The following is an 11,556-nucleotide window of genomic DNA, read 5'->3' on the forward strand; positions in this document are numbered from 1 at the left end:
CCCGGTGTCTGTGACGCGCAATCACGGAGTTCGAGCACGGCTTCGAGCGGAAGTGCTGGCCGGCGGTGCCTCGGACGTGCGCGCCCGGCAGGGATCGAACCTGCGACCAAGTGCTTAGAAGGCACCTGCTCTATCCACTGAGCTACGGGCGCTCGGCTGTCGATCATCGCATCGGCGCCGGCCCGTCGGCTCGTGACCCGGCGGCGGTGTCATGCGACTGGGGAGCAGTCCACAGGCCGGCGGGTCGTCCACAGATCGTCCCGCTGCGCGCTGACGGTGGTCCCCGGGCCCGAAGGTCGACGGCACACCGGCACCGAGCCGGCCGCGCCGCCGGCGCAACGGACCTGAGGAGCACCGTGAGCAGCAAGATCACCGTCATCGGCAACGTCGTCAGCCCGCCCACCAAGAACCGCACGCAGAACGGCAGCGTCACGAACTTCCGCATGGCCTCCAACGAGCGCCGGTTCGACACCGCTACGCAGGACTGGATCGACGGTCACTCGTTCTTCGTCGACGTCGAGTGCTGGGGCGAACTGGGCGGCAACGTGGCGCACAGCGTCAGCAAGGGCGACCCGGTCGTCGTCGTGGGCGCCATCCGCACCCACGAGTGGGAGTCCGAGCAGGGACGCCGCAGTCGGCCGCAGATCAAGGCGGAGGCGGTGGCTCCGAATCTGGCTCGCGGAGTGGCCGACTTCCGCAGGACGCAGCGTCCGGTCGCGGCGGCACCGGAGGAGGCGCCGTCGGGCGACGACCAGGGGTTCCCGACCTCCGTCGAGGAACTGGTCGCCGGCCGGGACTACGTGGGGCAGGAGGAGACGTTGGACGGAGTGAACCCCGACCTCTCCGCGGAGCCCGCGCACGTCTAGTTGTCCCGGGCTGGGAGGATCGGAGGCGAGAACGCACGGGGTGGGGCCGCGAACCGGCGGCCCCGCCCTCGCTCGCGAGACGACGGAAGGCTCCGAAGCCCAGTGGCTCAGTACATCTACACGATGGTCCGCGCGCGCAAGGCGCACGGCGACAAGGTGATCCTCGACAACGTCACCCTGTCGTTCCTGCCCGGCGCGAAGATCGGCGTCGTCGGTCCCAACGGCGCCGGCAAGTCGACCGTGCTCCAGATCATGGCCGGCATGCAGCAGCCCTCCAACGGTGAGGCGACACTCGCGCCGGAGGCGACGGTCGGCATCCTCCTGCAGGAGCCGCCGCTCAACGAGAACCTCGACGTGCGCGGCAACGTCGAGGAGGCCGTCAAGCCGCTCCGCGACGCGCTGACCCGCTTCGAGGACGTCAGCGCGGCGATGGGGGAGCCCGACGCGGACTTCGACGCGCTGATGGCCGAGCAGGGCGAGCTCATGGAGGTGATCGAGCAGCACGACGGCTGGGAACTCGACGCCCGCATCGAGCAGGCCATGGATGCGCTGCGCTGCCCGCCCGGCGACGCCGACGTCACAGTCCTGTCCGGAGGTGAGCGCCGCCGGGTCGCGCTGTGCAAGCTCCTCCTCGAGGCCCCCGACCTGCTGCTCCTCGACGAGCCCACCAACCACCTGGACGCCGAGAGCGTGGCGTGGCTGGAGCAGCACCTGGAGAAGTACGCCGGCACCGTCGTCGCCGTCACCCACGACCGGTACTTCCTCGACAACGTGGCCGAGTGGATCCTCGAGCTCGACCGCGGCCGGGCCTACCCCTACGAGGGCAACTACTCCACCTACCTCGAGACCAAGGCGACCCGCCTCAAGGTCGAGGGCGCCAAGGACGTCAAGCGCCAGAAGCGGCTCAAGGACGAGCTGGAGTGGGTGCGCTCGGGCGCCAAGGCCCGCCAGGCCAAGAGCAAGGCACGCCTCGCCCGGTACGAGGAGATGGCCGCGGAGGCCGAGAAGACGCGGAAGCTCGACTTCGAGGAGATCCAGATCCCGCCGGGCCCGCGCCTGGGCAGCGTCGTCGTCGAGACGAAGAACCTCACCAAGGGCTTCGGCGACCGGGTGCTCATCGACGACCTGTCGTTCACGCTGCCGCGCAACGGCATCGTCGGCGTGGTCGGCCCCAACGGCGCCGGCAAGACCACGCTGTTCAAGATGCTGGTCGGCGAGGAGAAGCCCGACGACGGCGACATCAAGGTCGGCGAGACCGTCAAGCTGTCCTACGTCGAGCAGAACCGCAGCGGCATCGACCCGAAGAAGACGCTGTGGGACGTCGTCTCCGACGGCCTCGACCACATCAAGGTCGGCAACGTGGAGATGCCGTCGCGTGCCTACGTCGCGGCGTTCGGCTTCAAGGGGCCGGACCAGCAGAAGCCGGCCGGCGTCCTGTCCGGTGGCGAGCGGAACCGCCTCAACCTCGCGTTGACCCTCAAGCAGGGCGGCAACCTGCTCCTGCTCGACGAGCCCACGAACGACCTGGACGTCGAGACGCTGACCAGCCTCGAGGGTGCGCTCCTGGAGTTCCCCGGCTGCGCCGTGGTCGTGAGCCACGACCGCTGGTTCCTCGACCGCGTGGCGACGCACATCCTCGCCTACGAGGGCGAGTCCAAGTGGTTCTGGTTTGAGGGCAACTTCCAGGACTACGAGAAGAACAAGGTGGAGCGGCTCGGTATCGAGGCGACTCGCCCGCACCGCGCCACGTACCGCAAGCTCACCCGCGACTAGCCGGGCCGCCGGGCGGCGCGCTGAGGATCACAGCGCGCCCCCGGCAGCCGTACGGCAGGGTGTCGACCGTGAGGCACACGGTGCAGGTCCCGATGCGCTGGGCCGACATGGACGCCTACCAGCACATCAACAACGTGGCGTTCCTCGCCTACTTCGAGATGGCCCGCGTCAACCTGTTCTTCGAGCACCCCACGCACGACGAGAAGACCGGCATGCGCCGCGGCCTCGTCGTCGCCTCCCACGAGATCACGTACAAGCGCTCGGTCGTCTACGACGCCGAGCCGCTGGAGATCCAGATCTGGGTCTCGACCGTGCGCGCGGCGTCCTTCCTCTGCCACTACGAGGCCTTCGACCACGGCCAGCTCGCGGTCACCGGGCACACCATGCTCGTGCCGTTCGACTTCGCGCTGAACCGGCCCCGCCGGATCACCCCGGAGGAGAAGGAGTTCCTCGCCCGGTTCACCGACGAGCCGGCCGCCTGACCGCGTTCCTCGGGAGCGCCGGACACGACGAGACCCCCGGCCCGCCACGAGGGCGGAGCGGGGGTCTCGGCGAGCCCGGCGAACTCAGTCGGAGCGGTGCGCGACCTTCCAGGCCGCACCCAGCACGGCCGCGGCGATCGCAGCCTTCACGATGCCCCCGAGGATGAACGGGTAGAAGCCTGCGTCCAGCGCCTGGCTCGCTGTCATCCCGGTGCTGACCGCCAGCCACGGCACGCCCACGGCGAAGATGACCGCCTGGCCGGCGATGAACAGCGGCACCGACTTCAGGACGTTGCGGTCGGCCCCGTGCTTGGCGGCCAGGCCGATCAGGAACGCGGCGGGGATGAAGCCGACCACGTAGCCGCCGGTGGCGCCGAAGACGACGTCCACGCCGCCGCTGGCCTCCGAGTAGAACGGCAGCCCGACGAGCGCGGCCAGCATGTAGACGATCTGCACGGCCACCCCGCGCACCGGCCCGAGCGCCGCGGCCGTCAGCACCACGGCCAGCGTCTGCCCGGTGATCGGCACGGGGGAGCCCGGCACCGGCACGGACACCTGGGCGAGCAGTGCGGTGAAGAGCACGCCGAGCAGCACCAGCCCGACGTTGCGGGCGCGCACATTCGGCACGAGGTCGGCGAGCACGAGCGGGCGCGACGGCAGCGCGGGCATCGAAGCGGTGGCCACGAATCCTCCAGGAACGACTGGTCGGCGCCCGTCGGCGCCGCTGATCACGGGAGAGTCTGCACTACCGGCCGAGCGGCCCGGCCCGCCGGTCCGCGGGTCGCCGGGTCAGGCCGACAGCCAGACCGTCGCGTCCCCGGGCAGTCGCCCGTCGCCCACGTCGGCGCTGGCCAGGAGCACCCGCCCCTCGGGGAGCGGCACCGCGTCGGCCGACAGGTTCACCAGGCAGACGAGCCCGCCGGGACGCCGGAACGCCAGGCACCCCTGGGGCGCCGGCAGCCACGCCAGTCCCTCGCCGCTGAACGCAGGGGACGACGACCGCAGCGCGAGCGCTGCTCGGTACAGCGACTGCATCGACGACGGATCGCCCCCCTGGGCCTCGGCCGTGAGGGGTGCCCAGCCGTCGGGCATCGGCAGCCAGGTGTCGCGACTCGTGGAGAAGCCGTACGGGGGCTCCGTGCCCGACCACGGCACCGGCACCCGGCAGGCGTCGCGACCACGCTCGGTGCGCCCCGAGCGCTCCCAGATCGGGTCCTGCAGGACCTCGTCGGGGAGGTCGACGTCGGGCAGGCCGAACTCGTCGCCGTTGTAGAGGTAGACCGCGCCGGGCAGCGCCAGCTGCAGCAGCGCCGCGGCCCGGGCCCGCCGCACTCCCTGCTCGCCGCCGCCGTAGCGGGTCACGTGCCGGGGCCGGTCGTGGTTGGACAGCACCCAGCAGGCCGGGGCCGGGCTGTCGGCGACCGTGGCCAGCGAGTGCGTCACGGCGTCCCGCATCTCCTCCGCCGTCCAGGCCGCGGTCAGCAGCTTGAAGTTGAAGGCGAGCTGCAGTTCGTCGTCCCGGAGGTACTGCGCGAGCCGCGCGTCGTCGGAGACCCACACCTCCCCGACGGCCATCGTGCCGGGGTACTCGTCGAGGACCGTCCGGATCCGGCGGTGGATGACGTGCACGTCGTCCTGGTCGAACCGCAGGTCGCCGGCGCCGTGGTCGTCGAGCAGTCCGACGCCGTCCAGGAGCACCATGTCCGGCAGGTCCGCCGGCTTGGCCATGCCGTGCGCCACGTCGATCCGGAAGCCGTCGACGCCGCGGTCCAGCCAGAACCGCATCGTCGCGTCGAGGTCGGCGACCACCTCGGGGTTCGTGAAGTTCAGGTCGGGCTGCTCCGGCGCGAAGATGTGCAGGTACCACTGCCCGTCCGGAACCCGGCTCCAGGCAGGACCGCCGAAGACGGACGGCCAGTTGTTCGGTGGCTCGCTCCCGTCCGGCCCCCGGCCGTCGCGGAAGAAGTAGCGCGCCCGTGCCGGCGAGCCCGGCGGGGCGGCGAGCGCCTCGCGGAACCAGTCGTGGTCGTGCGAGCTGTGGTTGGGCACCAGGTCGATCGTCACCCGCACGCCGAGCGCGTGGGCCTCGGCCAGCAGGGCGTCGAACTCGCCGAGGTCGCCGAAGACCGGTTCCACGTCGCGCGGGTCGGCCACGTCGTAGCCGTGGTCGTGCATGGGCGACGGGTAGAACGGCGTGATCCAGATGGCGTCCACGCCGAGCCGGGCGAGGTACGGCAGCCGGCTGCGGATGCCCGCCAGGTCACCGACGCCGTCGCCGTTCCCGTCGGCGAAGCTGCGGATGTAGATCTGGTAGAAGACCGCGTCCCGCCACCAGTCGGCGGACAGGGTCGATGACGTCGGGTCCGGGTGCACCGGGCTCCTCGAAGTGTTGTCGGTCGGGGTTCAGTGCGGCGAGAGGTCGCCGTGGGCCTCGTCCGGGAAGCGGTTCTGCATGCTGAGGGCGGCCATCTCCAGGTAGCCCCACAGCGTCGCGTCCTGCTCGGCCGTGAGCCCGAGGCTGTCGACGGCCGCCCGCATGTGGGTCAGCCAGGCGTCCCGTTCCGCGGGGCCGATGGCGAAGGGTGCGTGGCGCATCCGCAGCCGCGGGTGTCCGCGCTGCTCGGAGTAGGTCCGCGGGCCGCCCCAGTACTGCTCGAGGAAGCCGCGCAGCCTGACCTCGGCGCCCTCCCAGTCGTCCTGCGGGTACAGCGGGGCGAGCACCGGATCGGTGCGCACGCCGGCGTAGAAGCGGCCGACCAGCGCCGTGAAGGTCGCCGAGCCGCCGATCTCGTCGAAGAAGGTGCGCGCCGAGGGCAGGGACCGGCTCGACTCGCTCATGCCCTCGATGGTCCCTCACCGGCCGAGGGTGCCGCCACGGAGCCCTGCGTCCGCCGGTAGGCCAGCAGCGCCGGGGCGACGGCCAGCAGGCCGAGACCGCCGGAGACGGCCAAGACGGCGCTGGCCGAGACGCCCTCCGCGCCGAGGCCCGCGCCCAGAGCGCCCACGGCCTGCACGCCGTAGAGGCCGCTGACCGCGACGCCGAAGGCCCGTCCGCGGAACGCGCTCGGCACCGCCTGCACGAACGACACGTTGAGCGGGATCAGCCAGGAGGCGCCGAGTCCGGAGACGAAGAGGAGGGCCACGACCGCCGCGAACGGCAGCGTCCCGGGAGCGGTCAGGACCGCGACCACGCCGGCGGCGAGGATGGGGGCCAGCGACAGCACGACGAGCGGGACGACGAGCCGCTCACGGCGCTCCGGCGCCACCAGCCGCGCGATCACCAGCCCGCCGATCGTCACGCCGAGCGGGTTGGCCGCCAGCAGGATGCCGATCGAGGCCGTCGACCCGCGGCCGAGCTCCTCGACCAGCGGCGCCGCCACGCCCTCGGAGGCGTACGCGAACAGCGTCGCCACCCAGAGCACCCCGATGATCGCGAGCAGCCGGGGCGACCGGCCGATCAGCTGCAGGCCCGCGACCGTGTCCCGCCACAGCGAGGGGCGTCGGTCGTGCCCGTCGTGGAGGGGAGCCGGCCTGCGTTTGAGCCCGGCCGACAGCCACAGCGCCGAGACGGCGAAGGTGGCCGCGTCGATGAGCAGCGCGGCGGACGGATTGAGCACGGCGACGATCGCGCCCGCCGCCAGGAAGCCCACGACCTGGGCCAGTTGCAGGGTGATGTTGGTCAGCGAGGTCGCGACGGCGTACCGGTCGTCCTCCAGAACGTCGGCCATCAGCGCCGAGCGCGCGGACTCGAACGGTGGCGCGCACAGCGAGACGAGGAACAGCAGGCCGAGCAGGACCGGCAGCGGCGTCCCCGGGATCGCCATGACGGCGAGCAGCGCGGCGCGGGCGGCGTCGGTCGAGATGAGCACCCGGTGCCGGGGCAGCCGGTCGGCCAGCGCGGACAGCACCGGACCGCCCAGCAGCCAGGGCAGGTGCCCGATGGCGAACGTCAGCGCCGACAGGAGCGGGGAGTCCGTGCGCTGGTAGACCAGCACGGTGAGCGCCACGCGGGCCAGCTCGTCGCCGGCCGTGGACAGCAGGAAGGTGCCGAACAGCGGTCGGAACTCGCGGACGGCGAAGACCTCGCGGAAGGTCGCCTGGCGGGCGGGCACGGGGATCGCCACACCCTCCGGCGCGGGCGCGCTCAGCGGGACCCCGCGGCGGCGCTCGTCGCGCCGGCGAGGAGGGGCTGGGGCCTGCGGATGCCCTCGGCGACGAACCGCTCCGTCAGGCGCATGCGCAGCTCGCGGTCCACCCGCCACCGGTCGGCGTCGGCCGACCGGACGACCAGACGGAGGAGGACACCCTCCGCGCTGATCTGCTCCACGCCGAGGGACTCCGGCTCGGCCAGCAGCACCGGCGCCCAGTCCTCGTCGGCGTACATCGCGTCGGCGACCTCCTGCATCACCGTCCGGGCCCGCTCGAGGTCGGTGTCGTGGGCCACGGGCATGTCGATGACGACCTGGGCGAAGCCCTGGCTCGTGTTGCCCACCCGCAGGATCTCACCGTTGCGGACGTACCGGACCACGCCGTGGACGTCCCGGAGCGGGGTGATCCACAGCCCGACGGCCTCCACCGTGCCGCCGGCCTCACCGAGGTCGACGACGTCACCGACGCCGTACTGAGGAAGGACCCCCTGCCCCTCACCGCTCGCAAGCTCGCGCCGGGACCCTGCAGGGGGCCGCAGCCCGACGACACCGGCGCTCGCCACGATCGGCGCCAGGTTGATGCCCAGCTCCCCGAGCACCAGGACGACGGCGATCCCGAGCACGACGATCGAGGCGAAGCTGCGGAGCACCGAGCCGATCGCCTCCGCCCCCTGCGTGCGCCGCTGGGTGAGCTGCCCGTCGGGGTCGTTCTGCGCCACCCGGTTGCCCAGCGGCCGCAGGATCGTGGGGACGGCGCCGGAGCTGCCGTCCGCTGCAGCCAACACGAGCAGTGATCGAGTCATTACCGCAAATACTTCCAGGTGAATCGCGCTCTGTCAGTGAAGGGTCACCTCAGGTGTCACTTCGGAGCGAGACCGGTGTGCTCGGCGAGGAAGGCCAGCTGATCGGCGGCCAGGCCGACCGTCCGGCTGACCGCACGCGCCCCGTGCCCGACCGAGGTCTCCCGGCGGAGCACGATCGGCGCCTCCGAGATCGTCGCGTGCTGCAGGGCCGCGGCGAGCTTGCGACCGTGCAGCGGGTCGACCCGAGTGTCGGACTCGAACGTCGTGAACAGGACCGCCGGGTACGCCGTCCCCTCCCGGACGGCGTGGTACGGCGAGTAGCCCAGCAGCCAGCCGAGCTCCGTGGCGTCCTCGGCGGTGCCGTACTCGTCGTTCCAGGTGCGGCCCAGGCCGAACAGCTCGTACCGGACCATGTCCAGCAGCGGCGCGCTGCAGACCACGGCGGCTGCGAGGGCCGGTCGCTGGGTCAGCGTCGCGCCGACCAGCAGTCCGCCATTGGACCCGCCGAAGACGCCCAGCTGCCCGTGCGTCGTCCAGCCCTGCGCCGCCAGGTGCTCACCGGCGGCGGCGAAGTCGTCGAACACGTTCTGCTTGCGCTCGCGCATGCCCGCCCGGTGCCACTCCTCACCGTGCTCCGAGCCGCCGCGCAGGTTGGCCACCGCCCACACCCCGCCGGCGGCGACCCAGGCAAGCGCCTGCGCCGTGTAGGCCGGGGTGAGCGGGACGTTGAAGCCGCCGTACCCGTAGAGCACGGTCGGCCGCGGCCGGTCGGGGGTGCCGGAGCCCGACAGCACGAACATGTGGACCGGCGTGCCGTCCGCCGACGCCGCGTGGGTCTCCACGACGGTCACGTCGGGGACGTCGCCGGCGACGTCGGCCTGCTCCCAGCTCTGCAGCTCCGTCGGCGAACCGGCGTCCCACCGCAGCACGGAGGGCGGGGTCGCGTAGTCGGTGTACCCGACCCAGGCCGTGGTGCCGCCCTCCGGCGGCGCGCTGACGCCGGAGATGCTTCCGACGCCGAGGCCTCCGACGTCCGCGAGCCGGCCGGAACCGTCCGCGGCCCAGACCGAGAGGCGGCTGGTCGCGTCGACGGCGTGCACGGCGAGCACCTGCAGGTCGCCGTCCGGACCGTCGACGAGGGCGACGTCGGACAGAACGGCGTCCGGCTGCTGGGGGACGACGCCCCGCCAGGCCTCCGGCGCCCAGGTCGCGGGGTCCGCGGGGTCGGCGACGGCGAGCCGCCACCGCGGCGTGTCGCGGTCGGACATCAGCCACAGCCGGCCGTCGCGGGCCACCCAGGCGGCGGTCTGCGCGTCGACCCCTACCTGGAACTCGCGCAGGGCGCCGTCGCCGGCCAGGTCGGCGATCCAGACGTCGTCCCGCGGCGCGGTGCCGGCCGAGCCGGACACGACGAGCCAGCGGCCGTCCCGGCTGGTGTGCACCCCGAAGTACGTGGTCGGGTCGCTGCCCTCGCCGTGGACCAGGACGTCGTCGTCCGCCGACGACCCGACCCGGTGCCGCCAGACCCGGCGGTGGAACTGCTCCTCGCCGGCCGGGACCTGGTCCGGCGCCAGCCGGCGCACGTAGAAGAGCTCCGCGCCGCCGGGCAGCCAGGCGACGGGGGAGTAGCGGCAGCGGTCGACCGGGCCGTCGACCACCTCGCCGGTCGCGACGTCCAGCACGTACAGCCGGCTCTCCTCGTCGCCGCCGGTCGAGAGCTGGTAGGCGAGCCGGTCGCCCTCGACCGACGGCGACCAGGCGTCGAGCGTCGTCGTCCCCGCGGGGTCGAGCTGCATCGGGTCGACGAGGACGCGGACCGTGCCGTCGGCCTCCCGCACCCGCAGGACGGCGTGCTCCTGGCCGGGGTCGCGGCGGGTCGAGAAGGCCCGCTCGCCGCGCCAGACCGGCACGCCGACCGCGCCGGCGTGCACCAGCTTCTCCAGCCGCGCGGCGAACTCCTCGCGCAGCGGCAGACCCGACAGCACCTCGCCGGTGAGGGCGTCCTGGGCCCGCGTCCACTCCTGCGTCCGCGGGTCCGCCGCGTCCTCGAGCCAGCGGTAGGGGTCGGCGACGCGGTGTCCGTGCAGGTCCTCGACGAGGTCGAGCCGGAGGGCTTGGGGGTAGCGCATCGCACCAACGGTAATGGCCCGGCGGCGACCCTCCGCCGCCCCTCCGTGGCCGTCCACAGCTCCGGTGCGCGAATTGTTACTGCGCCGATCGGGGTGTCTCGGGTCAGAATGGGGCAGCCCGCGGGTCTCGGAGCCACCGGCGGTCCCGGGCGACCGGAGGTGATCCGTGCCGCGTCAGGCGTCCGGGTCGACGTCGGCGGGTCATCCAGGCCCCCGCCGCGACCCACATCATGCGTCGGTCCTGCCCCTGCCCTCACCGGGCACCACGGCCGCCACCCTGCTGCTCAACGCGACGTACGAGCCCCTGTGCGTCGTCTCCAGCCGCCGCGCGATCGTGCTGGTCCTCGCCGAGAAGGCCGAGCCCGTCGACTCGGCGGCCGACGTAGTCCACGCGGAGATGATCAGCCTCGCCGTCCCCGTGGTCGCGCGCCTCACCCGCTACGTCCGGGTGCCCTTTCCGGCGTCGGTCCCGCTGTCGCGCCGCGCCGTCTTCACCCGGGACGGGCAGACCTGCGTCTACTGCGGCGGATCGGCGACGAGCATCGACCACGTCGTCCCCCGCAGCCGTGGAGGCACGCACACGTGGGACAACGTCGTCGCCGCCTGCCGGCGCTGCAACCACACCAAGGCCGACCGGTCGCTGGCCGAGCTGGGCTGGGCGCTGCCGCACCCCCCGCGGACGCCGAGCGGCGCCGCCTGGCGACTGCTCGGCACCCGGACCGTCGATCCCCGCTGGCGTGAGTGGCTGGGCGTGCCCGAGAGCGTGAGCGCATGAGCTCACCGGGTACCGCCCGTCGGCTGTGGGCGCTCGGTGAGCCGTTCCACGCGCTGATCTACTTCGCCGACGAGTTCCTGTCCGCGGGGAAGGCCGCCGGCCTGACCGGGTTCTGGTCGGCGTACTTCGCCTTCCGGGCGGCGCCCCTCGGACCGGTCGGGCCCGAGGTGGTCACGGCGACGTTCTTCAACTTCGCGCCCGGCTTCGTCGCCCGTCGCGTGCCCGCGGTCTGGGACGCGGTCTCCCCGGCCGACGCCCTCGCGGCCCGGCTGGCCGGCGTCGACGCCGCCGTCCGGCGCGTCCTGGGAGACGAGGTGGACCTCACCGAGGCCGCGCAGCTCGCCGGTACCGCGGCGGCAGCGGTGGACCTGCCGGGCCGGCCGCTCGCGGCCGCCAACGCGGGCCTGCCGGTGCCCGCCGAGCCGCACCTGGCGCTCTGGCAGGCGCTGACCACGCTCCGGGAGCACCGTGGCGACGGGCACAACGCGGCCCTGGTGCAGCGGGAGGTGGACGGCGTGGCCGCCCACGTCCTCGCCGCGGCCGCCGGCCGCAGCAGCCGGGAGTGGCTGCAGCGGGCCCG

At 73.1% G+C, this 11,556-nt stretch carries 11 protein-coding genes and 1 tRNA gene; 5 read left to right on the forward strand and 7 right to left on the reverse strand.

What is annotated here, in order from left to right; genetic code table 11:
• Positions 1 to 79: 79 nt before the first annotated feature.
• Positions 80 to 152 (reverse strand) — tRNA-Arg (locus E4P40_RS13480).
• A gap of 204 nt (positions 153 to 356) precedes the next feature.
• On the opposite strand from E4P40_RS13480, the gene E4P40_RS13485 reads away from it, so the two are divergent.
• The 3 genes from E4P40_RS13485 to E4P40_RS13495 all read left to right on the forward strand — a co-directional run bounded on the left by E4P40_RS13485 (position 357) and on the right by E4P40_RS13495 (position 3,121).
• Positions 357 to 866, forward strand: coding sequence for a single-stranded DNA-binding protein (locus E4P40_RS13485; RefSeq protein WP_135159077.1), 510 nt, complete (start codon positions 357 to 359; stop codon positions 864 to 866).
• A gap of 102 nt (positions 867 to 968) precedes the next feature.
• On the forward strand, positions 969 to 2,639 hold the full coding sequence (gene ettA, locus E4P40_RS13490; RefSeq protein WP_135159078.1) for an energy-dependent translational throttle protein EttA: 1,671 nt from the start codon (positions 969 to 971) through the stop codon (positions 2,637 to 2,639).
• A 68-nt stretch (positions 2,640 to 2,707) separates the two neighbouring features.
• Positions 2,708 to 3,121 (forward strand): thioesterase family protein, encoded by a 414-nt coding sequence (locus E4P40_RS13495; protein ID WP_135159079.1) that lies wholly within the window; start codon positions 2,708 to 2,710, stop codon positions 3,119 to 3,121.
• Between the two features lie 84 nt (positions 3,122 to 3,205).
• Here E4P40_RS13495 and E4P40_RS13500 read toward each other — a convergent pair whose 3' ends face one another.
• The 6 genes from E4P40_RS13500 to E4P40_RS13525 all read right to left on the reverse strand — a co-directional run bounded on the left by E4P40_RS13500 (position 3,206) and on the right by E4P40_RS13525 (position 10,201).
• Positions 3,206 to 3,805: a biotin transporter BioY gene (locus tag E4P40_RS13500; protein ID WP_209305312.1), complete on the reverse strand. Its 600-nt coding sequence runs from the start codon at positions 3,803 to 3,805 to the stop codon at positions 3,206 to 3,208.
• 105 nt (positions 3,806 to 3,910) lie between these two features.
• Entirely contained in the window at positions 3,911 to 5,494 is a 1,584-nt protein-coding gene (locus E4P40_RS13505; RefSeq protein ID WP_135159080.1) for a glycoside hydrolase family 13 protein, read from the reverse strand.
• 30 nt (positions 5,495 to 5,524) lie between these two features.
• A complete protein-coding gene (locus tag E4P40_RS13510) occupies positions 5,525 to 5,959 on the reverse strand; it encodes a globin (RefSeq protein WP_135159081.1) in 435 nt (144 codons plus the stop codon).
• Positions 5,956 to 7,233: an MFS transporter gene (locus E4P40_RS13515; RefSeq protein ID WP_135159082.1), complete on the reverse strand. Its 1,278-nt coding sequence runs from the start codon at positions 7,231 to 7,233 to the stop codon at positions 5,956 to 5,958. The genes E4P40_RS13510 and E4P40_RS13515 overlap by 4 nt, the downstream gene beginning before the upstream one ends.
• Positions 7,234 to 7,265: 32 nt before the next feature.
• Positions 7,266 to 8,054 (reverse strand): mechanosensitive ion channel domain-containing protein, encoded by a 789-nt coding sequence (locus tag E4P40_RS13520; protein WP_245160324.1) that lies wholly within the window; start codon positions 8,052 to 8,054, stop codon positions 7,266 to 7,268.
• 74 nt (positions 8,055 to 8,128) lie between these two features.
• A complete protein-coding gene (locus E4P40_RS13525) occupies positions 8,129 to 10,201 on the reverse strand; it encodes a prolyl oligopeptidase family serine peptidase (RefSeq protein ID WP_135159084.1) in 2,073 nt (690 codons plus the stop codon).
• Between the two features lie 166 nt (positions 10,202 to 10,367).
• Here E4P40_RS13525 and E4P40_RS13530 point away from each other — a divergent pair, with 166 nt between their 5' ends.
• Both E4P40_RS13530 and E4P40_RS13535 read left to right on the forward strand, forming a co-directional pair.
• Positions 10,368 to 10,976 carry an HNH endonuclease gene (locus tag E4P40_RS13530; protein WP_245160325.1) on the forward strand — a complete coding sequence of 203 codons (609 nt, stop codon included), beginning with the start codon at positions 10,368 to 10,370 and terminating at the stop codon, positions 10,974 to 10,976.
• The coding region (locus tag E4P40_RS13535) for a hypothetical protein (protein WP_135159085.1) at positions 10,973 to 11,556 on the forward strand (584 nt) is incomplete at its 3' end. The genes E4P40_RS13530 and E4P40_RS13535, both read left to right, overlap by 4 nt.

This window comes from Blastococcus sp. CT_GayMR20 (assembly GCF_004570345.1).

Coding starts and splice junctions, on each gene's coding strand:
- E4P40_RS13510 (WP_135159081.1), bottom strand. CDS start 5,959: ATGAGCGAGTCGAGCCGGTCCCTGCCCTCGGCGCGCACCTTCTTCGAC.
- E4P40_RS13525 (WP_135159084.1), bottom strand. CDS start 10,201: ATGCGCTACCCCCAAGCCCTCCGGCTCGACCTCGTCGAGGACCTGCAC.